Raw genomic sequence first — 26,925 nt, forward strand, 5'->3', positions numbered from 1 at the left:
TGACAATCAGGACACGGCGCCGAGGCCATACTTGCCGGTGAGCAGGGCGCCGGTCGCGAAGCGTTCGAGCGCGTACGGGGCGAGCGACACGTCGGTCGGCTGTCCGAGCGCATGTTGCGCGAGCAGCCGGCCGATTCCAGGGGACAACTTGAAGCCGTGGCCCGAGAAGCCGAAACCGACGACGAGCCCTTCGAGGTCGCCGACGTTGCCGAGCACGGGGTTCCAGTCGGGGGTCACGTCGTAGACGCCGGTCCACGACGACGCGAGGCCGGCCGTCTCGTAGGCGGGAAAACGCTCGGCGACCTGCGCGCCGACTTCGGCGACGTAATCCAGCGAGATGTCGCCCTGTTCGGTTTCGGGCGCGTTCAGCGTTTCGCCGACGATGCCCTCCGAGACCAGCATCTGGCTGCCGCCGTAGCTGCGGTAATAGAGCATGCCGGGCGAGCCGAGGTCCTTGAACGCCGGCATCTGGAACGAATAACGTGCGTCGCATTCGAGCGCCAGCACGGTATGCCGTTCCGGCTTGACGGGGAGCGGCACGTCGATCCAGCCGGACAGTTCCGGCGTCCAGATGTTTTGCGTGCTGATCAGCGTGCCGCACGTGAAGCGGCCGGCACTCGTGTCGACGCCGACGATGCGGCGGCCGTCGCGCACGACGCCCGTGACGGTCGTGCCTTCGAGAATCTTCACGCCGCGCCGGCGTGCCGACTTCGCGAAGCTCGTCGCGACGAGGTAAGCATCGGCGAAGCCGGCTTCCGGCTCGAAGCCGATCAGCGCCGCGTCGTCGAACTGCGCGATCGGCAGGCGTGCGCGTGCCTCGTCGCGATCGAGCAACTGGACCTCGATGTCCATCGCGCGCTGCGCGTCGAGCGACGCGCGCAGTGGCTCCAGCTTCGCCCCCTCCGGCGCGCAGATCATGTAGCCGCACTTGACGAGCCCGCACGACGCCTCGTCGTCGCCGACGTACTCGGCGAAGTTATTGAAGGCCGACCACGACGAGCGCGCCAGCTCCACATTCTGGCGCACCGAGTAATGCGTGCGCAGCAGGCCGGACGATTGCGACGTGGTGCCGGCGCCGATCATGCCGCGTTCGATGACGAGTACGTTGCGTGCACCAAGCGACGCAAGATGATGCGCGACCGACGTGCCGATCACGCCGGCGCCGATCACGATGAAGTCGAAGTGGCTCATGGTTTCCCTCTGGGTAGGCGACGAGCCGATTCTAGGGAGCCGCGGCGGCGCCGAATTTTGTATTAGGCAAACTTATGCAACGTGCCCGGAAGCGCTCATCCAGCGCCCGGGCAGGCCGAACCGGCGCACCATTCGTCCCGTATTGCCGAACGGCCGTCCCGCCGCCACTGGAGCCGCTATGCGACGTACCCCACCGCCCATCGACCTGCGTGCGCTGCAGGCCTTCGTCGCCGTGTGCGAGACCGGTTCGATGACCGGCGCGGCCAGGCGCATCGGCGTCAGCCAGAGCGCGATCAGCCAGGCGGTTTCCGCACTCGAGCGCGAGCAGGGGACGGTGCTGTTCGATCGTGACAGCCGCCCGCCGCGCCCCAATATCGCCGGCCGGGCCTTGCTGGAACTGGCCGGTCCGCTGCTCGAGCATGCGCAGATGGTCAGCACGCGCGTCGGCGACGCGTCGGACGCGGGGCGGCTGCCCGTGCGGCTCGGCTGCGTCGATTCGTTCGCGGCGACGGTCGGGCCGGAGCTGATCCGTGCGGTGTCGGGCACGTCGCGGCAGATTTCGATGTGGTCGGGCATCACGCCGGGGTTGAGCAAGCAGTTGCACGACCGGGAGATCGACGTCGTCGTATGTACGCAGACCACGCTCAGCGATGCGCGCATCGTCGAGGTGCCGTTGTTCTCGGAGGCCTTCGTCGCGGTCGTCGCGCGCGCGCATCTGGCCGGGCGCCCGAAGGTCGACTGGCGAACGCTGGCTGCCGAACTGCCGTTGATCCGCTACACCGCGCGTTCGGTGATCGGCCAGCAGGTCGAGCGATTCGCGCGCCATCTCGGCATCGATTGCCCGAGGCGCTTCGAATTCGACGCGACCGACCCGCTGCTGAGCCTGGTTGCCGCTCGACTTGGCTTCGCGATCTCGACGCCGCTGTGCCTGTGGCAGGCGCGCCATTACCTCGGCGACGTTGTGGTCGTGCCGTTGCCGTCCGGCCGGCTCGGCCGGCGGGATTTCTTTCTCCTGCATCGGCAGGGGGAGTGGGAGGACTTCGTCACGGAGATCGTCGAGCTGACGCGCGCCGTACTCGACCATTCGATCCGGCCCGCGCTCGCGCGTGCCGTGCCGCAGTTGCCCGAAGATGCATTGCTTTGATTTGTACGGAGCGCTCGATGAGTGACCTATATACGCTGCAACGCGGAGATGCGCCGCTGCTGATTTCGATTCCGCACCTGGGAACGGCGATACCCGCGCCGTTGCGCGATGCATACACCGACCGCGCGCTGAGACTCGCCGATACCGACTGGCACCTCGAACGGCTGTATGCGTTCGCGACCACGCTCGGCGCGACGATGCTCGGTGCCACGGTCTCGCGTTACGTGATCGACCTCAATCGTCCGCCGGACGACGAGAGCCTGTACCCCGGCCAGACGACGACGGGACTGTGTCCGACCGAAACGTTTCGGGGTGAGCCCGTCTATCGCGAAGGATACGAACCGGATGCGACGGAGAAAGGCCGTCGGGTCGACGCGTACTGGCAGCCGTACCACACGGTACTGGCGGCCGAGCTGGCACGGCTGCGCGAGCGTCACGGGCACGTGCTGCTGTGGGAGGCGCACTCCATTGCCGGCACACTGCCACGGCTGTTCGACGGCAAGCTGCCGGACCTGAACATCGGCACACAGGACGGCAGGACCGTCGCGCCGTCCGTGCAGGCCGCGGTCGAGCGCGAGGCCGCCGCAAGCCCGTTCACGTCGGTCGCCAATGGACGCTTCAAGGGCGGCTTCATCACCCGCTCGTTCGGCCGGCCGTCGCACGGTGTGCACGCGATCCAGCTGGAGATGTGCCAGTCGACATACATGGACGAAGCCTTCCCATTCGCCTACGACACCGTGCGCGCGGCGCGCGTGCAGCCGACGGTGCGCCAGATGATCTGCGCAGCGCTGGATGCACTGGCGACACTGCCGCCGATCGCAGCATAAGGGTCACTGATACATCTTCGTAACCGTGGTTCCCGTATCAGTGCGACGTTGCACCGAAGTTGGCTTGGAGCCGCACCCGTAACACGCAGCGGGTGGGTCGTCACCCGGTGACGCACAGGCGCCGTTCCGCTCGAATTGTTTATCCATGGGAATCTTTGATTCCTGTAGATAAACCTGGCACGAGGCTTGCGTTACTTCTTGCGACGAGATGCTTATTCGTCGGCGGGTGGTCCGTAGACGAAGATCGACAGGAACTGGATCGGGGTCTTGATCAGGCGTTCCGGGCCGTGTGGTACGTCGGCGCGGAACGTCAAGGTGTCGCCCGGATGCAGGATGTAGGTCTGCTGACCGTGCCGGTATTCGATTACGCCCTTGAGCATGTGGATGAACTCGGTGCCGGGATGCTCGAATACGGGAAAGCGTTCCGCCTGGTCCTCCATCGTGATCAGGAAGGGCTCGAAGATTTTGCGCGGACCCTGGTCGTAGGCGAGCAGATGGTAGGTGTGGCCGCTTTTCGTACCTTTGCGGACGACCTCCATGCCGGCGCCTTTCTTCACGAGCTGGGCGCCGCCCTGCGGGACGTCAAAGTTGCGGAACAGCACGGCCATGGAGACGCCGAGCGCCTGCGCAATGCGGTGGAGTACGTCGAGGCCGGTCGAGGTCTGCGCGTTTTCGATCTTCGACAGCATGCCTCGGCTGATGCCGGCCTGTTCGGCGACCTGGGCGATGGTCAGGCCATGGCGCTGGCGAAGCTCGCGGATGGTCGACCCGAGATAGCGTTCGAGCGGGGGCTTGCTGTCGTCAGCGGTATGCATCGTCGACCTCGAAAAAGGGGCAAGGGTAGCAGATTGCGGCGTGCGCGCCGGCACGGTCAGGATCGCCGGCTTGCGCGCCGAAAGTTTCATGGAGGGAATTATTGTTTCACATCAATAAATCCCTTCGCATGCAGAAAGTGGTCGCAACGTACCGGACACGGTGCTTGCCCATGTCGCGCAATAGGGCCGCTCACCAGTCGGGCGGCTTCCGCAAACCAGTGAACGAAGCAGTTGCAAGGAGAGACGATGAACCTGAACGATGCGAGCCCGTTGCCAGCCAACGCGCTCGGAAGCGTACCCCGCTTCGACTCGGTGGACGAAGCGCAGACATATCTTGCGCAACACGGTGTGAAGTACGTGCTCGCGCAATTCGTCGACATTCACGGCGTGGCCAAGGCGAAGTCGGTGCCGGTCGCGCATCTGGGCAGCGTGCTGACCGCGGGCGCGGGCTTCGCGGGCTTCGCGATCTGGGGCGTCGGCATCGAGCCGAACGGGCCGGACTACATGGCGGTCGGCGACCTCGCGACGCTGACGCCGGTGCCGTGGCAATCCGGGCTGGCGCGCATCGCGTGCGACGGTCACGTCGACGGGGCACCGTGGGCGTTCGATTCGCGCGTGACGCTGAAGAAGCAGGTTGCCCGCCTGACCGAGCGCGGCTGGACGCTTTTTACCGGCCTCGAGCCCGAGTTCTCGCTGCTGAAGCGCTCGGCGTCGGGCACGCTCGAGCCGTGCGATCCGAGCGATACGCTGGCGAAGCCCTGTTACGACTACAAGGGGTTGTCCCGCACGCGTGTGTTCCTGGAAAAGCTCACCGAATCGCTGCGTGCGGTCGGCATCGACGTCTACCAGATCGACCACGAGGATGCGAACGGCCAGTTCGAAATCAACTACACGTACACCGATTGCCTGACGTCGTGCGATCACTACGTGTTCTTCAAGATGGCTGCGTCGGAAATTGCGAACGAGCTCGGCATGATCTGTTCGTTCATGCCGAAGCCGTTCGCGAACCGTCCGGGCAACGGCATGCACATGCACATGTCGATCGGCGACGGCAAGCGCAACCTGTTCGCCGACGACGGCGACGCCCTGGGCATGGGTCTGTCGACGCTCGGCTATCGGTTCACGGCGGGCCTGCTCGCGCACGCGCCCGCGCTGACGGCGCTCTGCAACCCGACGGTGAACTCGTACAAGCGCCTCGTTGTCGGGCGCTCGCTGACCGGCGCGACCTGGGCGCCTGCGTACATCAGCTACGGCGACAACAATCGTTCGACGATGGTGCGGATGCCGGGCGGCCGGATCGAACTGCGCTTGCCTGACGGTGCATGCAACCCGTATCTCGCAACGGCCGCCGTGATCGTCGCCGGGCTCGACGGCATCGACCGCGACCTGTCGCCGGGCGCGCCCGCGAACGAGAACCTGTACGAGTGGTCCGCGCAGAAACTCCGCGACCACGGCATCGGCGTGCTGCCGCAAACCCTCGGCGAGGCGCTCGACGCGCTCGAAGCCGACCGGACGATCTGCGATGCGCTCGGACCGGTGGTCAACGAGTTCATCAAGCTCAAGCGAATGGAGTGGCTGGAATACATGCGCCACGTATCGGACTGGGAAATCAAGCAGTACGTCGAATTTTTCTGAGGAGCAAGCAACATGTGTGGAATCGTAGGATTGCTGGTCAAGACACCGGCGTTGCGCGACCGGCTCGGCGAGCTGATGGTGCCGATGCTGATCGGCATGACCGAACGCGGCCCGGACTCGGCCGGCCTCGCGGTGTTCGGCGACGCGGTCGAGCCGAACCAGCGCAAGCTGAGCCTGTACTCGGGCTTTACGGACGAAGGCGAGCATTTTCCGTGGGACGTGCTGCTCGACCGGCTGAAGGCGTCCGTCGACACGGGGGCGCGCGTCGATGCGAAGGGGAACCACGCGGTGCTGACCGTCCACGCGCAGGCCGACACGGTCAGGCACTGGCTGAACGAACACTACCCACGCGTGTACTTGCTGTCGGCCGGGCGCTCGATCGACCTGTACAAGGACATCGGCCTGCCCGCCGACATCGCCGCGCGTTACGCGTTCGGTGGCCTCAAGGGCTCTCACCTGGTCGGTCATACGCGGATGGCGACCGAGTCGGCGGTGACGCCGGATCGCGCGCATCCGTTCACGGCCGGCGAGGATTTCTGCCTGGTCCACAACGGCTCGCTGTCGAACCCTTACGGCGTGCGCCGAAAGCTGGAGCCGAAGGGCATTCATTTCGATACCGACAACGACACCGAGGCTGCGTGCCGCTTCCTCGAATGGCGACTGCGCGAGGGCGACACGCTGCCGGTGGCACTGCAGAAGGGCTTCGAGGAGCTCGACGGCTTCTACACGTTCCTGATGGGGACGCCCACCGAGCTGGCGCTGATTCGCGACCCGTTCGCGTGCAAGCCGGCCGTCGTCGCCGAGAACGACGATTACGTCGCGATCGCGTCGGAGTTCCGCTCGCTCGCGCATCTGCCCGACATCAGGAACGCCAAGGTATTCGAACCCGCACCCGAGGAGATGTACGTATGGAACGCATGACATTCGACCTTGAACGCGCCACCGTCAGGGACGTCAACCAGTACCTGCACGGCAGCGCGGACGTGCTCGACGGACAGGCGATCGTCGTGGCCTCGCCGAACGGCGCGCACAACATCGCGGTCGGCGTGGACGCCGACGTGACCGTGACGATCGACGGCCACGCGGGCTATTACGCCGGCGGCATGAACAAGCGCGCGACGATCGTCATCGAGGGCAGCGCCGGGACCGGCGTCGCGGAAAACATGATGAGCGGCAAGGTGCACGTGAAGGGCTTCGCGTCGAACGGCGCGGGTGCCTCCGCGCACGGCGGGCTGCTCGTAATCGACGGCGATGCCGGGTTGCGTTGCGGTATCTCGCTGAAGGGCGGCGACATCGTCGTCGGCGGTTCGGTCGGGAGCTTCTCCGCGTTCATGGCACAGGCCGGCCGGATGGTGATTTGTGGCGACGCGGGCGACGCACTCGGCGATTCGCTGTACGAAGCGGTGCTCTACGTGAAGGGTGAAGTGAAGTCGCTTGGCGCGGACGCGCAGTTCGAGCCGATGGCCGACGCCGACATCAGTGCCGTCGCGGCGCTGCTCGATGCGGCTGGGCTCGACCACGATCCGCGCGCGTTCAGGCGCATTGCTTCGGCCCGCACGCTCTACCACTGGAACGCCGACGCGAACCAGGAATATTGAATCCACGTTCCATCGAGACAACGCCATGGAAGTCAAACCCATTCATTTCGCCCGCTTGCAGCAGGAAGAGTCGTACGGCTACGACCGCAAGACGATCGACTACATCCACACGGCCGCCCAGCGCGGCTTGTACGAGATTCGCGGCCTCGGGGCGAAGCGTCATGTCCCGCACTTCGACGATCTGCTGTTTCTCGGTGCGTCGCTGTCACGTTATCCGCTCGAAGGCTATCGCGAGAAGTGCACGACGCAGACCGTGCTCGGCACGCGCTTCGCGAAGAAGCCCATCGTGCTCGACATCCCGATCACGGTGGCCGGGATGAGCTTCGGCGCGCTGTCGGCGAACGTCAAGGAAGCGCTCGGCCGGGCGGCCACGGCGGCCGGCACGTCGACGACGACCGGAGACGGCGGGATGACGCAGGAAGAGCGCCGTTCGTCGAAGACGCTCGTCTACCAGTGCCTGCCGTCGCGCTACGGGTTCAATCCCGACGACGTGCGGCGTGCCGATGCGATCGAGGTCGTGATTGGGCAAGGCGCGAAGCCGGGCGGCGGCGGCATGCTGCTCGGGCAGAAGGTCAATCCGCGCGTGGCGTCGATGCGCACGCTGCCGGCGGGCGTCGACCAGCGCTCGGCGAGCCGCCATCCTGACTGGACCGGCCCGGACGATCTCGCGATCAAGATCCAGGAGCTGCGCGAGATCACCGACTGGGAAAAGCCGATCTACGTGAAGGTCGGCGCGACGCGCACGTTCAACGACGTGAAGCTCGCGGTGCATGCGGGCGCGGATGTCGTCGTGGTCGATGGGATGCAGGGCGGCACGGCGGCCACCCAGACCTGCTTCATCGAGAACGTCGGCATTCCGACGCTGGCGGCGGTTCGTCAGGCCGTCGCCGCGCTCGAGGACCTGAACATGAAGGGGCAGGTTCAACTGATCGTGTCGGGCGGCATTCGCACCGGTGCGGACGTCGCCAAGGCGCTCGCGCTCGGCGCGGACGCCGTCGCGATCGGCCAGGGTGTGCTGATGGCACTCGGTTGCAACAGCGAATCGTACTTCCAGGACGGCATGCTCCATTCGGCCGCGGCGGATTACGCAGCGCTGCATACGTCGCCGGGTTTCTGCCACCACTGTCATACCGGCAAGTGTCCGGTGGGCGTGACGACGCAGGACGCGGTCCTCGAAAAGCGTCTCGAGCCGGAAGAGGGCGCGCGCCGTGTGCGGAACTACCTGAAGACGCTGAACATGGAGCTGACCACCATCGCGCGCGCATGCGGCAAGCAGAACGTTCATCACCTGGAACCGGAAGATCTCGTCGCGCTGACGGTGGAGGCGGCCGCGATGGCGCGCGTGCCACTGGCCGGCACGTCGTGGATTCCCGGCGAGCGGTCGTGACCGGGGTGTGACGGTTCGCATGACACGGCGCCGCATCGCGGTATGCGGCGCCGTGTCGTCGGCCGATTCGGACGGCGCGACTCGCTCGGTATATCCGCAAGGTGTCGCGGCCATTCCTTATGTTGCTGGTGGGTCATCGGTTCGCACGTGCATCGTGGTGCGGCGCATGCCTTGATTCTGGGAAACGACATGAAAAAGACGATTAGCTGGATTCTGTGGGCCTGGCTCGTGATGTTGGCGCTGCCCGCGTTCGCGGACGACAAGGTGGCCGCGGTGCCGATGCCGAACAAGGGCGACACCGCGTGGATGATCGTCGCGACGCTGCTCGTCGTGATGATGGCGGCACCTGGGCTTGGCCTTTTCTACGGCGGAATGGTGCGCGCCAAGAACATGCTGTCGATCCTGATGCAGACGCTCGTGGTGTTCTGCCTGCTCGGCGTCCTGTGGGCGGTATACGGTTACAGCGTCGCGTTCACCGAGGGCAACGCGTTTTTCGGCGGGCTCTCCAAAGCGTTCCTGCTCGGCATCACGCCGGATTCCACCGCTGCGACGTTCAGCAAGGGCGTCGTCATTCCGGAGTTCATCTACGTGTCGTTCCAGTTGACGTTCGCCGCGATCACGCCCGCACTGATCGTGGGAGGCATCGCCGAACGCGCGAAATTCTCTGCAGTGCTGGCGTTCATGGTGCTGTGGTTCACCTTTTCGTACCTGCCGATCGCGCACATGGTCTGGTATTGGCCGGGCCCCGATGCCTATACGAGCGCTGCGGCGGCCGACAAGGCCAATGCGACCGCTGGTTTCCTGTTCCAGAAGGGTGCGATCGATTTCGCAGGTGGCACCGTCGTGCATATCAATGCGGGCATCTCGGCACTGGTCGGCGCGATCATGATCGGCAAGCGGGCGGGGTTCGGCAGGGAGACAATGGCGCCGCACAACCTGACGATGACGATGATCGGCGGTTCGCTGCTGTGGGTCGGCTGGTTCGGATTCAATGTGGGTTCCGCGCTCGAGGCGAGCGGCGCGGCTACGCTCGCATTCGTCACGACGCTTTTGGCGACATGTGCGGCAACGGTGTCGTGGACCTTCGTCGAGTGGTCGCTGAAGAAGAAGCCGTCGATGCTCGGCGCGGTGTCCGGCGCGATCGCCGGGCTGGTCGTGATCACCCCGGCGTGTGGATTCGTCGGGCCGATGGGCGCGATCGCGATGGGCTTGATCGCGGGCATCGTCTGCTATTGGGGCGTCAATGGGCTCAAGCGCCTTCTTGGCGTCGACGATTCGCTCGACGTCTTCGGCGTGCACTGCATCGGTGGCATCGCGGGCGCGCTGCTCACCGGCGTATTCGCGTCGCCGTCGCTAGGCGGAACCGGGATCTACGACTACGTCGCGAACAAGGTCGGCGACTACCACATCGGTGAACAGCTGATTGCACAGTGCTGGGGCGTCGGGACGTCGCTCGTTTGGTCTGCGGTCGTGTCGGTGGTCGCATTCAAGCTCGTCGATATGACGATAGGTCTGCGAGTCGACGGCGAGGGTGAACGCGAGGGGCTCGATGTCAGTTCGCACGGGGAGACTGCATACCATTCGTGACGATCAGCGTAGTCGCAAACGCGCACCTTGCGCCGGTTTGCAGTGCTATCTGGGGCGGAGGAACTGCATCGCCCTTTGCACGAGCCGTAAGCTGGGAAAATCGCACGTATGGCTCGTTAGGGCCGCATTACAGAGCGAAACGCACCGACTAGCTGCTACAACTGCGTCACATCGTTGACCTTGGCGCTAGTCGGAGTCGTGGCGGTAGATGTTTCGTTGACATCGGTAACGATGTGATGATCGGAGGCGAGGCGCGATCGGTCAGGGGCGGGCTATTGGCCGCTCCTACAGCTGATCCCGCTGATGAATCGACGGCAGCACGCGAAAGATTGATAAAGTTGGTCTGTCTTGCCGTTTGACGAGTAGTTCATGCAGGCGATCTCGCGACGCCGGTTTCGTGCCAGCCGCCAAGCCGCCATGTACAGGTCGCGCGCGAACCGATGCCGAGCTGGGTTGACCACGGTTACTTGGAATGCAGGTCACGAGCACGAACACCGAAGACGCAGGTCGGTTAGAACAGATCGACGTGATAAATGGGAGCAAGCGATGTCACGGTTGCCCCGAACGAAAGAACTTCATTTTCCACTGTCGATGGCCAAAGTTCGATCGCTCTGGCGGAATTACCACTTCGCGCTGGCGGTGATCAATACGGGATAGGGCAGTTCCGATCCACTGCGCTGCTTGATCAGAATCGGCTACTTAGCATATTTCGTGCGCCGCGAGCTGCAGATCTGCCGCAGTGTCTGAGTCTCGTCTCGCTATCTGCAGGCTGGACTGGGACTGCAGCGCTTTGTTGTGAGTTAAAAGCCTGCCCGATTCCCATTCCTGCAGTGGCGCACCGAGCGCGGACGAACGTGATGGGTGAGTTCTAAGTCACCGCTGATCCGAAAAGATTGCTTATCGGTTCTACTGGCCGACGACGACATACCGGCACGGGAGGCACTGGCGCACTTGCTGCTCGGTCTGGGCGCACATGTCCAGACGGCCAACATCGCGGAGGAAGCCCTCGCCCGCCTCACGGGAGGCTCATTCGACATTCTGATAAGCGACCTGGCCATGCCTGGCGCAGACGGCTATGCGCTGTTGCGCGGCGTTCGCTCGCGTGAAGGCGAGCGACGCCGTATCTACGCGCTTGCCCTCACGGGCCTCACTTCGGTACAGGATCGAGACGCCGCAATCGCGGCAGGATTTGACGACCACCTGCCCAAGCCGGTGAACCTCCAACTGCTAATCGAGAAACTGTCCTCGGGCGGGGGCGATGAGCGTGGGGGTGCTCCATACAGTTCGACACGTGCGGGCCTATGCTGAGCACGCAGCGCATCTGCCGGCCGACGATCGCCCGGCGAGGACAGCAATAGAGCGAAGTCCATGTTCGCCTACCTTATTTCAGAGTATTCCGAATAATTTTACATAGTTATATTGTAAGCGATCGAATAACGGCGCCCTTGTGTAGAAATCGCTGCACTCTGATGCTACGTGTCCACGTGGACAGCTGGTATCAGAGTGTATGAGTGAGAAACAAGACCTACGGAGCCGACTGGTCGTCGGGAATATGACGATGCGGCTCGTGATGAATTGGTACAGATCTGCCTCCGGCCGGGCGTTTCAATAGCCCGGACTGCGATGGAGCACGACCTCAATCCGAACCTGCTACGCAGCTGGATTGCGCGCTACCAAAAGATCTAGGCCCAGCTCGAACATGAGCGGGTAGCCCGGACGCCTGCAATTTCCGACGGCGTTGCGATCGACCTCCCTAATACACCATCGGCGTTCGTGCCAGTTGTCGCGGTTCCCCCTTCGTCACCAGCACTGCTACCGGAGCCGGTACCGCCGATTCGAGCAATGGCACTATCGCTGCACGTGCGTCTGACCAATGGTGTTGAGCTTGATCTTGGCGAAGCAAGCGTCGATGAGCTCGCCACGGTGATCCAGATGCTGGGGAGGTTGCCGTGTTCCGGTTCGACGAAGCGCTGAAGATCTATCTGCAACGCAATCCGGTCGACTTCCGCATGGGCATCAACGGGCTGTCGATCCTGGTCGAACAGGCGATGCACCTTAACCCGATGACCTCGGCGCTGTTCGTGTTCGGCAACCGACGTCGTGATCGAATTAAGATCCTCGGCTGGGGTGGCAACGGCTTCTGGTTGCTGCTCAAGCGCCTCGCAGCCGATCGCTTCATCTGGCCAAACGGAGGTGAAACGATCACGCTCAGCGCCGAGCAGTTGCACTGGCTGCTCGACGGAATCGATCTGGCCGTGATTCAGAAGCATCCCCAGCGATATTACGCGCGAATGAGCTGAACAACACGCGCACGGAATGGTCTAACCGACCACGCCGAACACCCCCGTCACGCTGAGCGCTGAGGAGTACGAGGCGCTGATTGCCGCTAGCGCCGAACGTGACGCGCTGCGCGGTGAACTTCGGCTCGTAACGGCCCAGCGCGATCTGGCCGAAGAGAAGCTGCGGGCCTACAAGTACGAACTGTTCGGCGCCTCGAGCGAGACGCGCCATTCCGACTAGTTTGGCCCGTTTAAAATGAAACATAAGCACTGGCGGCGACTGCCGACGCGCCCGCATGCGAGGACATGCCCGGAACGTCGGTTGTAGCTCACACGCGTGGTGGCCGTGCATCTGGGCCTCGGCCTCGCCGGCTTGTGTTGGTCAGCTGGGGGCTCGGCTGGACCGCGCGGCTGCACTCGGGCCGACCGGAGGCGAATGGCGTGCGCGCTTTACCCGCCCGCGCGATGTTGCGCCCGACTCCGGCCAACTTCGCCCCGTGCCGAGCGTACCTCGAAGGGCTCGACGAAGCGACGCTGCATGCGCACTGCGGCGTGCCGGGGATCTACGTGCGCGTGATGCGCCGCATGCTCACGACGCAGCGCGACACCCTGACGAGCGGCGCGCTGCGCGCGACGTCGACGCGGCAAACGCGATTCACAACGACGACGACACGCGATCGACCGATAGCGTCGAGATGTCCGACCGCTCGGTGCAGGCGATCGACCGTGCACTGCGCCGACGCTTCGAGTTCGTCGAGATTCCGGCAAACTCAAGCTCTGCGCAAGGATGGTCAGGGCGACGCGCAATTCATTCGGAGTAGCGATCGCTTTCTCGCGCCCAGCAAACTGTCCCACTGGCTAGCCGGACGACACTCACACCACATGTTCCTTCATGACCGCATTGCGATACACGCGGGCAATGAGCATTCCCGTCCGCTCAACGTTTCGACCAACTGCTGCTTCCTCAAGGCAGTGCAACATATCGAGCGCGCCGTCGCCGCAGATATCTCCATCTCGCCGCGCGAATTCGAGCTCTTCCGTCATCCCTTTCCTCGTAAACTGAGCGGAAAGCCATTCGAACGCGGTGGCTCCGTCCGTCGGTCGTATGTGGACCGGCAACGACCTAAGCATTTCGGCATTCGCTTCGTCAAACGCGTTGACGCGCACGTACTGCTCGACGTCTGCAAGCAGCCTTGTCGCGCCTCCTGAAGCGTGACGGGCGCTATCGATGGCGGCGCGCCAATCGGGAACACACAGCGTGAGTGCCCGGACGAGGAATGCCACGTTGAAGTCCCGCCAGAAGCGCGGATGGGGTTGATAAACGTATTCGAGCGCGAGCGAAGCGGTCGCGGCCGTCAGGTCTGATGCGCCGAACCGGCAGTCATCCATGAAAGAAATCAGTGCGTCGACGGTTCCGGCGTGAGCTTCTCGAGTTACTTTGGATTGCATGGGCAACGCAGATGAGTGGGACTTGGCCCGTATAGCTGCGTTGCTTGGGCATGACGGCGAAAATATTCGCTTATTGTCGAGCCCCGGGCCAAGTTGGCTCCCCACGGATTGCCACCCATATACCTGTAGGCCATAGTGCAACGCGGCACAATTTCACCCCGGCGTCCCGTTGGCTGGAGCCCTGGAGCCGCCTGTTATGGCACGCCCGGGCGACGGCAAGCGTTGGCGCTGTCGAACGATACGCGGCGAACGTGATGTTGGCACGGATTTCGAAGGTTTTCCCAACTTGGTGATGCACGCGTCAAGCGTTCGGCAGGTTAACAGGCGTGCATGCCCAATTTAGTGACGGCCACTCGATCAAACTTCCGTAGCGGGAACCGTTACATGGGTGGGATTTGGGAAGGGCATCAGACGACAGCCCGCACGAACACGCCGGCCGCCGCCAGAAGTTCAACAGCCTTCTCGACTGGAATACGCAACCTTGTTGCGACGCTTTGAGCGTAGACCGCCTCATTCGAAATCCGATGCCGTGGTTCTTGCCACGCGCGCAGGAGTGTCGTAGCGTCGCTGGGTGCAACATGGACCCCTGTCTTGCGCACAGCGGACCAGAACTGCGATACGTCGGCAGCGGCGCGCGCCCAGCAGTATCCATGTGTGACGGTCTCCAGGGTCCTAGCTTTGGCTTCCTGGCTTGGCACTTGCGTCTCGTCACCGAGTACGTCCCGAAGGATTTCGAATTCCTGCCGCACGCGCCGGCGCAGATAGTCCGCGCGCTCGAGCACGGAAAGAAAGTCCCAGACGGCAACGCGTACGGAGGTCGATTCGGACAAGGCGATGTCATTGCGTTCAATCAGCCAGTCGGCCACTTCCTCGACGGTCACGCTTTGATGTGGGTTGCGCGCGCGCTGCCGCAGTATGTGCCTGCGGAACACATCGGCTTGCCAGATACGCGTAGACACCTTGATGGCAGACGCACCCCGTACGTTGTGTCCAAGGATGGCCGGCCATGCCGTGACGGGCGTGCCCAGTTTTGCCGTGAGGAACGCCAGCTTCTCGGCCGGCGTGGCGGACCGGAAACGGGCATTGTTCTTTTCAATTTTCATGAGGCGGTCGGCTATTGCGTCGGCGCGTGCGGCGTTGAGTGCAACGTCAAGTCGACGTTCTTCGCGGTACACCTCGTCGAGCGCGGCGTAGGCCGCGGCGTCGCGCTGGTTCCGCAAGGCAGTGAGCTGCGCTTTTGCCTCGGTCTCTCCTGGGTAGAACAACCAGCGCTTATTTTCGATCGCGTCAATCACGAGTCGCCGGGCTTCCGGCACCGTCACGGCGCGCGGTGCAGCCGACAGATCAATTTCGAGGGCCGGTGTTTGAAGTCGTTTCAGTGCCTCCAGTTTTAGAAGGTCCGGCTCGTGCGTAACTGTCACCTCGACGAAAATGACCTTTCCCTGGCAAACACCTCGAAAATCCGGCCGGATGCCATCGACCCAGACTTCCGTCTCACCCGCCACGTCCCACCGGAGCGTGTGCTCGACGCACAGCGTGATGTCTGCACGGCTCGGTTGCTCATGCAACTGGCACACCAGCGCGGGCGCGCGTAGGGTGTCGCTTTCAACCAGAATCTGCTTGGCAAGGAGATGTAGCGTTGTCTCGAACGCCGTTGTGCAGGCAGTCTCGGCCTTGTGCGCGAAATGCCAGAGACGCACGTTGCCTTGCTTTCGCATTACGAGTTGTTTGCACTCGGCGCAGCGAAAGGAACCCTCGACGGAAGGCGGAACGTCGTGAATATCGACGACGCGTCCTTTCCCATCAAGTGCAAACGGTATCTTCAATTGGCAATGAAAGCGAAGGTGACGTGGCAGACTATGGCAGCAGTATCTCGGAGGCGCCCCCAAATATACGATACTGCGCAATGACGAGGCTGGTGGACGGGCTCAAGTGCTAGCGAAGCGGTCGCGTCTGTCAGAAGTGACGCACCATCTCGGTTCGGCTTAACCACCACGTAGCTGTCGCAGCGTTGCACTATCTGGTACGCACCCCAGCCGGTCAATGCCCGTCGGGCATGGTGGCAGCGGCTCGACACGGGCCGGCGGTGGTTCGGTTGTGATGACAGGCTGAGTGATCGGTGGTGCCGAAGGGGTTGGAGCGGCGGGCGCTTTCACTGCTGCGACCGAATGTCGATAATGACGCTGCGGCTGCGTTCCATGTTTATTGGGGCGCAGCGCGGTCTGCGTGGTTGCGACGGGATGTAGGCGTGACCAGCACCATGGGCCGATAACACTCATCGCTAGCAGGGCTGCAACTGTCAGCTTGAAACGCCGGCGTCGCCGCAGGCGGCGCTCCGGCCGTGCCAGGCCCCTCTGAATGGAATCGACTAACGAGCGGGCGGAACGAGTAATTCTGGCAAGATGACCGGATCGAGATCGTGTGCGCGTGATAATCTTGAAGCGCGAAATCGATTCGCGCAAATCAGGCTGTTCAACAAAAGGAAAACAAGATGACTGTCAGGTTTAAAGGCTTTGACTTATACAACACGGATGAGCTTGGAGATTTGGTTGCGAACTCGGGGAAGCAAATCAATCTCAGGGCTCTCCCAAATCCGTTGGGCGCAGGGCAAATTGTCGTTGTTCTCGACGGGGCGTTTGGGTTCACGAACGAGAACGCGGAAGGTGTACTTGGCGTGTTGCGCGAGGCGGAACAAACTGTGCCAGCGGTTTTTCTGACGTCTGGCGAGACGGTCACTTATATGACCGGCGTTCAGAAGTTGTACCGGTCAATCAACATCGCGCTCTAACTTTGTCTTTGTGTCGCTGATGCACGGCAACGGTCCCGATCAGCCCTACCTGATTGGGCCGTCCGACGGCGTTCGCAGGTCTTCAGATGTAAATAGTTCCGGCGGTTCGATTAGGCTGGAGTGGTCCGGTACGATTCACCGTTGCGCCGAATCTTACACCACCGCGCTCTGCCGAATTCGGGCGCTTTGCTGTCTAGGCGTGTGCTGGTGTTCAAGGTGGGACTACGATTTGTCTTGCCGCCGTTAAGTGTTGTTTGCCCAGTATTCTCTTAAGGACTCTCAATCTGATGTCTCAGAGTCGAAGCAGCGGGTCGGTTGCGCACCATCTTGACCGGATTGATGAGCTGTTTCGCAATACTAAACATTAAAAGTTTCCGCAAACCTAAACCACACAAAACATGAAAACAAGTATCAGGACATCCGTGACGCATGGTTCGAATATAACCTTGATCGAGGATTTGCTAGAATGCCCGGGCAACAGACTAATTATTTCGGCGGGGTATTTAACTTGGTTTGAGGACCTTCCTTTTAATCGGATTTTAAACTGTGGCGTAAGTATCGAACTTGTTGTTGGCGCTTGGAAGCAAGACACACCCGCCTTGACCGAAAAACGTCTATTGGAGCTAAAACGCAATGTTAAAGCTTTCGCGGGGCGCGTGAAGCAAGAGGCCGACGAGTATGGTATTCAGAAGCCGGACGTGACAACCTACCTTGTCCCTAGTTGGCACGCCAAGGTGGCTCTGATGGTAGATAGGGATCTAAATAGAGTTTCCGGGGCGGTTATCGGGAGCAGCAACATCAGCTCGAGGGCGCTCGGGCTGACAAATTCGGAAAGTAATATTGAGGTTGACGTTTTAATCAATGACACTGATGGGCCAGATGCTCAGGTTGAATTAAATCTCCTCCTTCTGAATCTGGAGCCTATATTTACCAAGAAATTTTACGTAAAATTCTAGTCCTTAACGAAAATTAAGAAAGGTACGGCAATCGATTTGACGCAGAGTGGGGGCGCCACTCGGTCGCCGCATAGTCGGGAATGTATATCGAAGCGATCTGGATTGTCGACTCGCCTCAACGCGCATTAATTTTGCATAATAAATCGCTGACACCGGAAAGTCTGTGGAAACTATAGAAAATCTCAACTTCGGTAGGCTCGTCAGTTTCCGGCCACGCGATGTGCACCCGTATTGCTTGGGTCAGCTGCTGGACACGGAACGTTGGCCAAATGAAGTCAACAGTCCACACGCTGCTTGAGCTCGCAGCAGCAGCTTGCGAGACCATCCTCTTATTGCATGATCATGTCTATGCAACGCTGTGTTTCACCTGGTGGCGGCAACTAGCGGTGTTGGCATTGCGACTTCTCGCGGCTGATTGCCTGGCTAAACCTTCGGCATGCTCCTTCATGGTTGCGTCGCGATATACCTTCGCGACGAGCGTCCCAGTCCTTTCAACGGTTCGCCCGAGTGCCGCTTCCTCAAGGCAGTGCAAGACATCGAGCGCGCCGTCGCCGCAGACATAGCCGTCTCGCTGTGCGAACTCGAATTCTGCCATCATTCCTTTCCTGGCTAACTGAGCGGAAATCCAATCGAAAGCGGACGCTCCATCCGTTGGTCGCATGTGCACCGGCAACGCCCTCAGCATTTCGGCATTTGCTTCGTCGAACGCGTTGACACGCACGTAATCCGCGACGTCGGTGAGCAGCCTATTTGCGCCTTTTGAGACATGACCCGGGGTGTTGGCTGCAACCCGCCAATCTGGGATGCGGAGGGTGAGCGCCCGAATGAGGAGCGTCATGTTAAAGTCCCGCCAGAATCGCGGGTGGGACTGGTAGACATACTCAAGTGCCAGCGAAAGCATTGCGGTGGTGAGGCCGGATGCGTCGAACCGGCAGTCGTACATGAAAGAAACCAGCGCGTCGACGGTTCCAGCGTAGGCTTCTCGAGCTGCTTTGAATTGCATGAGATACGCGGAAGAGTGGGCTTAGCGAGTATAGGACCGCGGCCGAGGTATGACTGTGTTCAAATTGCAGAACTTCAGTTCGCTCGTTGCTCCGCATATTGCGCAACCCACTCCGGTTCATCACTTGTTGCGACGAACACGCTGTGCGCGGTCTGGCCACGCCATTGCCGAGCGCGGTGTTCCACCCCGCCAAAGAATGTCATCTGCCACCAAGTTGTGGCCAGATTGGCAAGGTCACGCACGCCGCGGTAGACGAATACACCATCACCAAAGCTACCACCGACTCGTGCGCGGGGATCCTGGCTTGCGACGGCTTGTTCAAACAGATGTAGACCACCGGTCGAAAATAGTGATGCCCTGACCGGCGCATTCGGCACGAGCTGGGCCTGCCAGTGATGCCAGGCGAGTCCGAGGGCGATATAACACGCGAGTGCGCTCAGCTTGGTCGTGTCGAACGGCAGCATTATGCTTTCGTGCCAGTGCCCCGCGGGGGTTCGGACCCAGCGCACCTGCTGGCCAACCGCGAGCTGGCGCCGTAACGCTTCATTTTTGGCAAGTCGCGGACCGACTTGATCGATGATGGCCGTGGCCGACCCAGCGAGCAAGCTCCCCATCGGTAACACCGCCAATACGTAGTGCTCGAGCTTCGATTTGGCGTTGTTGCAAGCAACGCACGACGGTACCTTGGGCAGGTTATCGCGCGCGGCATGCGGACAGAATTCGCGTGCGACGACGTGATCGCCCGTGCTCGACGCCCGTTCCCGCCCACAATAAATGCAGGTCTTGTCGCGATATTTCTTGCTTGCCATCGATAATTCCCAGACGAGTTGTATGCGAATCGACCGGCGCGCGTCGCCTGTCTCTTGTAACGTCACAGTGCCATCGCCAACCATTCACCTAGCCCTGCGCTTCACCACGGCGGCGCTCCCAAACAACGAGGAGGATGATGCTTTCCGAGCAAGCGCAACCGTACGGTGCTACTCATCGCTCGGGGTCCAGTGAAGGACGGATTCGATGCGCCGACGGTATGGAGTATCAATTTGGCGGGGGGCCTTGCGAACATATTGCTCGGCAACCTCGCGCTGCCGACCCTCGAGAGACCCAAGGTACGCGATCACTTCTTCAGACTTCGCCCGGTACTCGTCTCGGGTGTCCAGCTTTGGCGGGAGTGCCGTCCATACCACTCCGTCGATTCCGCAAGACTGTGCCCATTGGTCTAGGGCAGGAATTACGTTAGGCGGCGCGTTGTCACGGTGTAGCCAAGCTCCGACATGCTTCAACCAGTTTTTCTCAGGAATCTGCTCTCGCTCACCAAGCGCGCGACGTGCGTCTTGAATATTCGTTGCTTCCATCAGCGCCCACAGCACGCTTACGGGTGGCCCACCTTCGTCAATAACCAGCGTTATCCTTCCGTCTTTCGATTGACGAAGGAATTCGACTGGCACTAGGGGGCCGTCGTTGAACCATCCATTTCGAATGGGGAGCTCCCGCGTATCCCAAACGAGAGAGCCCCAGCCAAGACAAGCTATTGTTTGCATGCTCCGTCCGTATATTGATCAGCACGTAACGCGTGCCAGGCACGACGTAGTTGCTTGCCGTCGGGTCGATATGTTGTTTGGATTGGAAATCAAATCATCGGAGGCGGGGTACGGCCGCTTGTGCCTCGCTGGCTCAATTTGCTTCTTGTACTCGTCTTGACGGACAGGCAGTGTTCCCGCACAAATGCGCGCCATGTACTTGAGGAAAAAAGCAACTGCTCGACCGCCTCTCCATCGGCCAGTCGAAGCAGAGGCGCAAGGTCTTCGAGGATCTCGCAGAAACGTTCGTATTCTTCAGAAGTGACCTGATCTACAACCATCGTTCGCTGGTGGTTGAGCTTCGGAAAGTTGCTCGAGCGCCAAGTGAAAACTGGCAACCCATTCGGGTCAAGAGTCCAGTGCGTGGCGTTGAGTACCTGTACAGAAGCCGCGAGCCACTTGTCGAGAATGTAACCGGTGCCGCTGCCAAAGAAGAAGATCAGTTTGGTGAAATACGCCGGCCCCATACCAGGCAGATCACCTCGACTCCTGAGTGCACGGAATTCGCGAAATGCCTCCTTACGCGAGAGGTGCGGCAAGCGTTCGAGGAGTGGAAGCCAGAGATGGCGGGCTGCCCAAAGAGTGGGGGCATGCGCGTATCCCTTGCCGCCTGCGCGTCCCCAACCCATCACAGCGGCAGCCCTCAATTCGAGGTGTACGTTTTGACGAAGGCAAAAGCCCCGAACTCTCGCTCGTGTGAGGCGTTGGTGCAACTCTGGATGATTGGCGGCAGCAATTGCCGCGGCAAGCGATGGGTCGCGAACATACGATGACCACGTCGCTGCGTCGACGCCGGACCAATCAAGCATCTGGTGTTTACCGTTGAGAATGTCGATTGCGCGCGGAAGCGGCTTGAACGAAGGGGAGTTGGTGGTCGGTGCTTGCATGATGGATTCTCCAGTTGCAAATCAACAAACCGGTTTCCATCATCCCGAGCAGATGTGGATGTAACGGAGCCGGCCAAAACGCGCGCAATCGATCAATTGCGCAAAACGCTTTGTCCGAGGTCCGATACATCCATGGCGCCTAGCTTTGCGCTAGGCTGACCCGTAAGAGCCCTTACATCTCGCATGCACCCTGGGTGAGTGCCGATGTTGCCTGGAATAATTCGCGCGCCAGAACTTCGACGGCGGTCATTGCATGCTTCGCCTCGTAGCGGTAATCCTATGCGGGGCGCAACTTCATGTCAACGTGGCAATTTGCTCCTTTCGTGAACCGAGTCGGCCGTGGGCTGGGCAACTGCATCGTACCGGGTAGGGCGCGGTCTGTTGTTGCTGTTGCAATCGACATGAGTTTGCGGGAGCAGGCATGTCTGGGCCGGCGGGACGCGGAGTGGGTACGCGCCATCAGCGCCCGTCCTGGTTGCAGTCCGTCCGTGTGTCGTTTCTATAGGAGGTGAGGACTCGAGCGTTGTGACCGCTCAGTGAGCAGTATGGAGCTTCATCTGCGTATCGCTCTGTCTTTGTCCATTGAGGTAATATCTGATCGCCCACAAAAATGGGGCATCCAATCCACTTAGGGCCGCGCGCCGGAGATTTTTGTGCCGACTTTCAACACGTTGCGATTAGATCCTCCGCAAGACGCGGCTGAGTTCGAAAAGATAGTTAATGCTGCAGCAGACATTAAATGGAAAGGAACTTACTTTCAACGCTACGGCCGTCCCGGCCAACAGCAGGATGGTGTAGATATCTACGGTTGCTCTGGCCCTGATGAAGGTATGGCGATTCAATGCAAAAACACGTGCCATTCACTGCCTTTCCATGTTGTTTTGTCGGAGTTGGAGAAGGCTGAAAAATTTCGTCACCCAATTAAGGTTTTGTTTGTTGCAACGACTCAATATAATGACAAGTCGCTTCAAGATAAGATGTGGGAACTATCCACTGGCCGGCGTGAGAATGGTTTGCATTCTGTCTTGCCACTCTTTTGGGAAGACATAGTGCGGGAACTCGCAAAGGATCGCTCGGTACTATTCAGTTTTTATCCGCACCTTGCTTGGGCGTCAAATGACGATATGCTTCTAGACGAGGTGAGGCGAGTGCTTCCATACAAAGGGAGTATCGAGTTCGTGAAAGAGTATCGGTTCTGTCGTGCGACGTTCGACGACAGAAACCTAGACGATATTTACGCTTTCTGGGAGCTATGTGATGACCCTTCCTTTGCATTTCAAGATGCGCGTCTTGAAAATTTGAGGCTAACTCTCATTCAAAATATCAGAAATTTTACGGGTTTGATCGGTGCTCATTACACTCGCTTGGTTGGGCGGGAGCTACTCGCGTTCCATGACTATGCAGATCAGGCGTACGTTGATGAAATTCGGACTAAAATGGAAATGGTGGCCGACGCCTTGGTGAGCACGTACCAAGCGCTGTTGTCCCCGCGCAGAGCTTCGAATTTGCCATTTTGATATCCGGTTTAATCGACAGGGTCGAGCGGACTGGGCCTGAAACTTGGGGCGATGTCCGACTTTGTTGATGTATTGGCGGGAAGAATCCCGACTTCACGATAGAGATCTAGACGGGGGATCAGGTAATCTGGGAGCACCATCGGGATGATGGGGAGCCCGCGCTACGCCGCTTAATGGGCAGCTAAGAAAGCTTGGTATGTTGCTCACGGATTTCGGCCCTATGACGAGCCTGACACGGCGAGTACGCGTGGCGTGCTGATTTGGACCGACGATCGCGGTGGCGTTGACCAGCCGGCTTGGGTGTCCTTGGCGCAGAGCGTGCTCGGCATAGCAGCGCCACGCAGGGTGGCAAAGAAGGAGGCATCCAAGTAGGGTTGATTTAGTCCTTGTCGGACGAGCCCTTTATGGAGCGAGGTCTCGCGCTTGATGAAGCCGTCTTGCGGTCGGCGTTCTGAGTGTCAAACGCATTTGAAATCTGAGCCACTTCGCGCCTGATCGCGCAAAGTAAAACTGAGCCAGTCGTTACCTCTTCGATGACGAAACGTGGCCGGCTTGGCGTTGCTGTTTCAGTCTGTAGCTGTCTCCTTTGATCTGGATGATGTGGGCGTGGTGCAGGATGCGGTCGAGCATCGCTGCAGTCAGTGTGGTGTTGCCGCCGAAGGTTTCATCCCACTGCGCAAACGGAAGGTTGCTGGTCAGGATCATCGAGCCGCGCTCGTAGCGCTTGGCGACGATCTGGAAGAAGTGGCTAGCCTGATCCCCCGAGAGCGGCAGATAGCCGATCTCATCGACGATGAGCAACCTCGGGCCGAGAATGTTGTGCCGAAGAACCGCGTCGTATCGCTCCTGTCGGCGCGCGGCCTCGAGCTGCAACATCAGATCCGCCGCCGTGATGAACTTCGTCTTGATGCCGGCCTGTGTCGCGGCATACCCGATGGCGATCGCGAGGTGGGTCTTGCCCACGCCTGACGGACCTAGCAACACGGCGTTCTCACCCCGCTCAATGAAGCGCAGGGTGGCGAGCTCGTCGATCGTCTTGCGCGGCGCCCCGACGGCGAAGCTGTAGTCGTAGTCATCGAGCGTCTTGATGGCGGGGAACCCGGCCATGCGCACCAGTGTTTGACGCGAACGAACTTGCCTCATCTCTCGTTCGTGAGCGAGTGCGTTCTCGAGAAAGTCGAGGAAGCTCCATTGCTTGGTCGCGGCATCGCTCGCCAGAGCGACGTAGCGTTGCATGAGCCCCTCGAGCTTCAGGCTCTGGCAGTGTCCGTCGATGCGTTCCTGCTGCAGGTTCATGCGCGCACCTCGGTCAGCAATTGCTGGTAGACGGACAACGGGTGCTGGATCGACATCGTGGGGTCAACGCGCGGCCGGGCGACGGCGCGAGCCGGCAATCGGGGCACCGCGTAGCCAGGCATATCGCGCAAGCAAGCCCGTTCTCGTTGCTCCAACAGAATCGCGGGTGCCAGCCCTGTAACCGGATGCACGCGCTGGTTGGCCACGTCGCGCAGCCATTTGCTCACCTCGACGTTCGCAGTCACGGCGTCGAGCATCAAGCCGGATTGCTTGAGCTGGCTCGCCAGCGGCACATAGAAATTGCCGCGCAGATAGCGGTGGAATCGCTCGACCTTGCCCTTGGTCTGCGCACGGTACGGTTGGCACAGCCTGGGCAGGAAGCCGTACCGCTTGGCCAGGTCGAGCAACCCGGCGTGCCAGCGGTGTTGACCGTCACCATACGCATCGCGCTCGACAACGATGGTCTTGGCGTTGTCGTAAAGGATCTCGCGAGGAACGCCGCCCAAGGCTTCGAACAGCGCATGATGACAGGCGACCAGCGTCTCGGCGCGTTCATCGGTGGTGAAACGTGCCCAGCGCCAACGACTGAAGCCGAGCGTGGCGGTGAAGGCGTAAAGCGGGTCGGCGCCTCGACGGAAGACAACGAAATCGCACTGCATCTGCCGACCTGGCTCGGTCTCGAACCTCACGACCGGATCTGGCTTCGGCACGGACTTATGCGCGTTCATGAAAGCCTGAAGGCTTCGCAACTGGCCCTCGTAGCCGCGCGCACGCAACTCGCGCAGCAGCGCCGGCGCGGCGATGATCTCGGGCGCGGCGGCAGCCATGCGATCGAGGATGTACGCCTCGAACGCCCCAAGCTTGGTTGGCCGCGGTTCACGCGGCTTGTAGCGCGGCACTTCCTCGGCCGACAGGTACCGCGCCACCGTGTTGCGAGAAATGCCCAGGCGCCGCGCGATCTCGCGCTCCGATACGCCTTGGGCTTTGAGCACATGGATTTGCATCCACTGTTCCTTCTGGAGCATCGCCAGCCTTTGCGCGCAAAAGGCTGACTGTACTGAAAGGTGGCTCAGATTTACTTCGCGCGAAGTGGCTCATTATTACTTTGCGCCCAACATGAGGGTAGGGGGGGCTGCGTATTTCGGCGAAGCCGAACACGGATTTCGGTTGAAGTCGAACAGGGTTTCCGGAGGAAGGTGAACAGCCGTTTCGCTTGAAGTCGAACAGTTTCGGGGTATTCCGAAATTGGTGTTCGGCGTTCCGAAACGCGTGTTCATCTTCCCGAAATCGGTGTTCAGCCCGCCGAAACGGCTGTTCACTGCGCCGAAATGTGTGTTCGGCGTGCCGAAACGAAAGGCGCGGTTTCGGTTGGCGGTACTGCGGATGGCTCAATCGGCCGGCGGTTAAGGTTGCTCCTTTTGGGAGAAACCGACTATGCCGGCTCACCGGACGACCATGCGCAAAATAAAAGATGTGCTTCGCCTGAAATGGACCTGTAATCTGTCTCACCGGCAAGTGAGCGGCGCGCTCGGCGTCGGGCTCGGTACCATTACCCAATATTTGCAGCTTGCCGCCTCGGCCGGCCTGGACTGGGCGAAGATCGAGCCGCTGTCCGAGGCAGAGCTGGAGCAGTTGCTCGTCAACGGCGCCGTTCCGACGACGGCCGCAGGCAAGCGCATGGAGCCTGACTGCGCCTGGATTCATCGGGAGTTGCGCCGCAAAGGCGTAACCTTGCAACTGCTGTGGGAGGAGTACGTCGGCGCGAACCCCGGCCAGAAGACCTTGCGCTACACGCAGTTCTGTCAGCGATACAAGGACTGGGCCCAGACGTTGAAGCGCTCGATGCCCCAGCAACATTACGCCGGCGAGAAGTTGTTCGCCGACTACGCCGGGCAAACGGTGCCGATTCTCGATCGCACCGGCGGCATTGCGTTCAAGGCGCACATCTTCGTCGCCGTGCTCGGCGCATCGAATTACACGTATGCGTGCGCTACGCGATCGGAAGCGACACCCGACTGGATCGGTGGCCTCATTGACGCGATGGAGTTCTGCGGCGGCGTGCCCGCTCTGCTTGTGCCCGACAACCCGAGGGCACTGATCTCGAACGCCGACCGCTACGAACCCACGCTCGGCCTGACCACGCAGGACTTCGTGAACCATTACGGTACCGCGATGCTGCCCGCGCGCCCGCGCAAGCCGAAGGATAAGGCGAAAGTTGAGGTCGGCGTACAGATCGTCGAACGATGGATTCTCGCCCGCCTCCGGAATTACCGGTTCTACAGTCTGGCCGAACTGAACAAGGCGATCGCCGGGTTGATCAATGACCTGAATACGCGGCCGTTCAAGAAGCTCGATGGCACTCGACGCGAGTGGTTCGAGCGGCTCGACAAACCGGCGCTGCGCCCGTTGCCGACGCGTCGCTACGAAATCGCCACCTTCCAGAAGTGCCGCGTCAACATTGACGCGCACATTGAGGTAGACGGTCACTACTACAGCGCACCGCACAGTCTTGTGCGTCAGGAAGTCCACGCGCGCGTGACGCGTTACGGTGTAGAAGTCCTGCACGGCGGCAAGCGCGTTGCCGCCCACGCTCGCAGTCGGCTCAAGGGGAAGTACACCACCGTGGCCGAGCATATGCCTGCGGCTTACCGCGCCCACATGGAATGGACCCCGAGCCGGCTGCTGCACTGGGGTACATCGATCGGCGTCAGCGCTGAGGCGATCGTCAGGCATTTGCTGACGAACCGTCCGCACCCGGAAATGGGATACCGGGCCTGCCTGGGTCTGCTGTCGCTGTCGCGCAAGTACGGCAAGGAGCGGCTGGAAGCGGCGTGTCAGCGCGCACTCGTGATTGGCGCGCCGACCCAGCGGTCCGTGCGCACCATCCTGCAAACCGGCGCCGACAAGCATCCACTGCCACAAAGCGGGGCCACCGAATGGCAGTCGCCCCTGCACGAGAACGTGCGAGGGCCCAAGTATTACCACTGAC

Annotated in this window: 22 protein-coding genes and 2 pseudogenes; 15 read left to right on the top strand and 9 right to left on the bottom strand. The window is 61.1% G+C overall.

The features are described 5' to 3' along the window. Positions 1-6: 6 nt before the first annotated feature. Positions 7-1,191 carry an NAD(P)/FAD-dependent oxidoreductase gene (locus tag LXE91_RS32855; RefSeq protein WP_039370815.1) on the bottom strand — a complete coding sequence of 395 codons (1,185 nt, stop codon included), beginning with the start codon at positions 1,189-1,191 and terminating at the stop codon, positions 7-9. 178 nt (positions 1,192-1,369) lie between these two features. On the opposite strand from LXE91_RS32855, the gene LXE91_RS32860 reads away from it, so the two are divergent. After that, positions 1,370-2,335 (top strand): LysR family transcriptional regulator, encoded by a 966-nt coding sequence (locus LXE91_RS32860; RefSeq protein ID WP_039370814.1) that lies wholly within the window; start codon positions 1,370-1,372, stop codon positions 2,333-2,335. Between the two features lie 17 nt (positions 2,336-2,352). Further along, positions 2,353-3,162, top strand: a complete 810-nt coding sequence (gene hutG / locus LXE91_RS32865; protein ID WP_039370813.1) for an N-formylglutamate deformylase — start codon at positions 2,353-2,355, stop codon at positions 3,160-3,162. Between the two features lie 212 nt (positions 3,163-3,374). On the opposite strand, the gene LXE91_RS32870 is transcribed toward hutG, so the two are convergent. Continuing rightward, positions 3,375-3,977, bottom strand: a complete 603-nt coding sequence (locus tag LXE91_RS32870) for a helix-turn-helix domain-containing protein (RefSeq protein ID WP_039370812.1) — start codon at positions 3,975-3,977, stop codon at positions 3,375-3,377. Between the two features lie 246 nt (positions 3,978-4,223). Here LXE91_RS32870 and glnT point away from each other — a divergent pair, with 246 nt between their 5' ends. From glnT to LXE91_RS32915, 9 genes and pseudogenes are all read left to right on the top strand, one after another. Further along, positions 4,224-5,612, top strand: a complete 1,389-nt coding sequence (gene glnT / locus LXE91_RS32875) for a type III glutamate--ammonia ligase (protein WP_172625604.1) — start codon at positions 4,224-4,226, stop codon at positions 5,610-5,612. A gap of 12 nt (positions 5,613-5,624) precedes the next feature. Then, a complete protein-coding gene (locus tag LXE91_RS32880) occupies positions 5,625-6,533 on the top strand; it encodes a class II glutamine amidotransferase domain-containing protein (protein WP_039370811.1) in 909 nt (302 codons plus the stop codon). Next, positions 6,521-7,210 carry a GltB/FmdC/FwdC-like GXGXG domain-containing protein gene (locus LXE91_RS32885; RefSeq protein WP_039370810.1) on the top strand — a complete coding sequence of 230 codons (690 nt, stop codon included), beginning with the start codon at positions 6,521-6,523 and terminating at the stop codon, positions 7,208-7,210. The genes LXE91_RS32880 and LXE91_RS32885 overlap by 13 nt, the downstream gene beginning before the upstream one ends. A 25-nt stretch (positions 7,211-7,235) precedes the next feature. Next, a complete protein-coding gene (locus LXE91_RS32890; protein ID WP_039370809.1) occupies positions 7,236-8,597 on the top strand; it encodes an FMN-binding glutamate synthase family protein in 1,362 nt (453 codons plus the stop codon). A 189-nt stretch (positions 8,598-8,786) separates the two neighbouring features. Further along, positions 8,787-10,184 carry an ammonium transporter gene (locus tag LXE91_RS32895; protein ID WP_039370808.1) on the top strand — a complete coding sequence of 466 codons (1,398 nt, stop codon included), beginning with the start codon at positions 8,787-8,789 and terminating at the stop codon, positions 10,182-10,184. A gap of 861 nt (positions 10,185-11,045) precedes the next feature. Beyond that, positions 11,046-11,492 carry a response regulator gene (locus LXE91_RS32900; RefSeq protein ID WP_052760042.1) on the top strand — a complete coding sequence of 149 codons (447 nt, stop codon included), beginning with the start codon at positions 11,046-11,048 and terminating at the stop codon, positions 11,490-11,492. A 161-nt stretch (positions 11,493-11,653) separates the two neighbouring features. Then, positions 11,654-12,158, top strand: a pseudogene (tnpA, locus tag LXE91_RS43815) (IS66-like element accessory protein TnpA). After that, positions 12,134-12,484, top strand: a complete 351-nt coding sequence (gene tnpB / locus LXE91_RS32910; protein ID WP_039370807.1) for an IS66 family insertion sequence element accessory protein TnpB — start codon at positions 12,134-12,136, stop codon at positions 12,482-12,484. Before tnpA ends, tnpB begins: the two are co-directional and overlap by 25 nt. A gap of 52 nt (positions 12,485-12,536) precedes the next feature. Continuing rightward, a pseudogene (locus LXE91_RS32915) lies at positions 12,537-12,823 on the top strand (IS66 family transposase); the annotation flags it as partial. Positions 12,824-13,336: 513 nt separating this feature from the next. On the opposite strand, the gene LXE91_RS32920 reads toward LXE91_RS32915, so the two are convergent. Both LXE91_RS32920 and LXE91_RS32925 read right to left on the bottom strand, forming a co-directional pair. Beyond that, a complete protein-coding gene (locus LXE91_RS32920) occupies positions 13,337-13,912 on the bottom strand; it encodes a hypothetical protein (protein WP_039370806.1) in 576 nt (191 codons plus the stop codon). 407 nt (positions 13,913-14,319) lie between these two features. After that, the gene (locus tag LXE91_RS32925; protein ID WP_076841461.1) at positions 14,320-15,738 is read right to left on the bottom strand and encodes a competence protein CoiA family protein; all 1,419 of its coding nucleotides are present in this window, start codon (positions 15,736-15,738) and stop codon (positions 14,320-14,322) included. 665 nt (positions 15,739-16,403) lie between these two features. Between LXE91_RS32925 and LXE91_RS32930 the strand changes: the two genes are divergently transcribed. Continuing rightward, on the top strand, positions 16,404-16,700 hold the full coding sequence (locus LXE91_RS32930; protein WP_039370804.1) for a hypothetical protein: 297 nt from the start codon (positions 16,404-16,406) through the stop codon (positions 16,698-16,700). Positions 16,701-17,098: 398 nt separating this feature from the next. Further along, on the top strand, positions 17,099-17,656 hold the full coding sequence (locus LXE91_RS32935) for a phospholipase D-like domain-containing protein (protein WP_135370797.1): 558 nt from the start codon (positions 17,099-17,101) through the stop codon (positions 17,654-17,656). A 346-nt stretch (positions 17,657-18,002) separates the two neighbouring features. Here the strand turns inward: LXE91_RS32935 and LXE91_RS32940 are convergent, their stop codons facing one another. The 3 genes from LXE91_RS32940 to LXE91_RS32950 all read right to left on the bottom strand — a co-directional run bounded on the left by LXE91_RS32940 (position 18,003) and on the right by LXE91_RS32950 (position 21,123). Beyond that, positions 18,003-18,659 carry a hypothetical protein gene (locus LXE91_RS32940; protein ID WP_223274443.1) on the bottom strand — a complete coding sequence of 219 codons (657 nt, stop codon included), beginning with the start codon at positions 18,657-18,659 and terminating at the stop codon, positions 18,003-18,005. 74 nt (positions 18,660-18,733) lie between these two features. Beyond that, positions 18,734-19,468, bottom strand: a complete 735-nt coding sequence (locus LXE91_RS32945) for an HNH endonuclease (RefSeq protein ID WP_135370798.1) — start codon at positions 19,466-19,468, stop codon at positions 18,734-18,736. An 818-nt stretch (positions 19,469-20,286) separates the two neighbouring features. Continuing rightward, positions 20,287-21,123, bottom strand: a complete 837-nt coding sequence (locus tag LXE91_RS32950; RefSeq protein ID WP_135370799.1) for an 8-oxoguanine DNA glycosylase OGG fold protein — start codon at positions 21,121-21,123, stop codon at positions 20,287-20,289. A 653-nt stretch (positions 21,124-21,776) separates the two neighbouring features. Between LXE91_RS32950 and LXE91_RS32955 the strand changes: the two genes are divergently transcribed. Then, entirely contained in the window at positions 21,777-22,640 is an 864-nt protein-coding gene (locus LXE91_RS32955) for a hypothetical protein (protein ID WP_135370800.1), read from the top strand. 522 nt (positions 22,641-23,162) lie between these two features. Here LXE91_RS32955 and istB read toward each other — a convergent pair. After that, a complete protein-coding gene (gene istB / locus LXE91_RS32960) occupies positions 23,163-23,936 on the bottom strand; it encodes an IS21-like element ISBcen13 family helper ATPase IstB (protein WP_039364532.1) in 774 nt (257 codons plus the stop codon). Further along, positions 23,933-24,961 carry an IS21-like element ISBcen13 family transposase gene (gene istA / locus LXE91_RS32965; protein WP_039364530.1) on the bottom strand — a complete coding sequence of 343 codons (1,029 nt, stop codon included), beginning with the start codon at positions 24,959-24,961 and terminating at the stop codon, positions 23,933-23,935. Before istA (LXE91_RS32965) ends, istB begins: the two co-directional genes overlap by 4 nt. Before the next feature lie 409 nt (positions 24,962-25,370). On the opposite strand from istA (LXE91_RS32965), the gene istA (LXE91_RS32970) reads away from it, so the two are divergent. Beyond that, positions 25,371-26,924, top strand: coding sequence for an IS21 family transposase (gene istA, locus LXE91_RS32970; RefSeq protein WP_046543511.1), 1,554 nt, complete (start codon positions 25,371-25,373; stop codon positions 26,922-26,924). Position 26,925: the final 1 nt, after the last annotated feature.

Origin of the sequence: Burkholderia contaminans, from assembly GCF_029633825.1 — a bacterium.
In the GTDB taxonomy this organism is placed as follows: domain Bacteria; phylum Pseudomonadota; class Gammaproteobacteria; order Burkholderiales; family Burkholderiaceae; genus Burkholderia; species Burkholderia contaminans.

Excerpts from the sequence above, each read along its gene's own strand:
- LXE91_RS32890 (WP_039370809.1), top strand. The coding sequence starts at position 7,236 with ATGGAAGTCAAACCCATTCATTTCGCCCGCTTGCAGCAGGAAGAGTCG.
- LXE91_RS32930 (WP_039370804.1), top strand. The coding sequence starts at position 16,404 with ATGACTGTCAGGTTTAAAGGCTTTGACTTATACAACACGGATGAGCTT.
- LXE91_RS32920 (WP_039370806.1), bottom strand. The coding sequence starts at position 13,912 with ATGCAATCCAAAGTAACTCGAGAAGCTCACGCCGGAACCGTCGACGCA.
- LXE91_RS32940 (WP_223274443.1), bottom strand. The coding sequence starts at position 18,659 with ATGCAATTCAAAGCAGCTCGAGAAGCCTACGCTGGAACCGTCGACGCG.
- istA (WP_039364530.1), bottom strand. The coding sequence starts at position 24,961 with ATGCTCCAGAAGGAACAGTGGATGCAAATCCATGTGCTCAAAGCCCAA.
- LXE91_RS32885 (WP_039370810.1), top strand. The coding sequence starts at position 6,521 with ATGGAACGCATGACATTCGACCTTGAACGCGCCACCGTCAGGGACGTC.
- LXE91_RS32895 (WP_039370808.1), top strand. The coding sequence starts at position 8,787 with ATGAAAAAGACGATTAGCTGGATTCTGTGGGCCTGGCTCGTGATGTTG.
- LXE91_RS32935 (WP_135370797.1), top strand. The coding sequence starts at position 17,099 with ATGAAAACAAGTATCAGGACATCCGTGACGCATGGTTCGAATATAACC.
- glnT (WP_172625604.1), top strand. The coding sequence starts at position 4,224 with ATGAACCTGAACGATGCGAGCCCGTTGCCAGCCAACGCGCTCGGAAGC.
- LXE91_RS32870 (WP_039370812.1), bottom strand. The coding sequence starts at position 3,977 with ATGCATACCGCTGACGACAGCAAGCCCCCGCTCGAACGCTATCTCGGG.
- hutG (WP_039370813.1), top strand. The coding sequence starts at position 2,353 with ATGAGTGACCTATATACGCTGCAACGCGGAGATGCGCCGCTGCTGATT.
- LXE91_RS32945 (WP_135370798.1), bottom strand. The coding sequence starts at position 19,468 with ATGGCAAGCAAGAAATATCGCGACAAGACCTGCATTTATTGTGGGCGG.
- LXE91_RS32860 (WP_039370814.1), top strand. The coding sequence starts at position 1,370 with ATGCGACGTACCCCACCGCCCATCGACCTGCGTGCGCTGCAGGCCTTC.
- LXE91_RS32880 (WP_039370811.1), top strand. The coding sequence starts at position 5,625 with ATGTGTGGAATCGTAGGATTGCTGGTCAAGACACCGGCGTTGCGCGAC.
- istB (WP_039364532.1), bottom strand. The coding sequence starts at position 23,936 with ATGAACCTGCAGCAGGAACGCATCGACGGACACTGCCAGAGCCTGAAG.
- istA (WP_046543511.1), top strand. The coding sequence starts at position 25,371 with ATGCCGGCTCACCGGACGACCATGCGCAAAATAAAAGATGTGCTTCGC.
- LXE91_RS32855 (WP_039370815.1), bottom strand. The coding sequence starts at position 1,191 with ATGAGCCACTTCGACTTCATCGTGATCGGCGCCGGCGTGATCGGCACG.
- LXE91_RS32950 (WP_135370799.1), bottom strand. The coding sequence starts at position 21,123 with ATGCAAGCACCGACCACCAACTCCCCTTCGTTCAAGCCGCTTCCGCGC.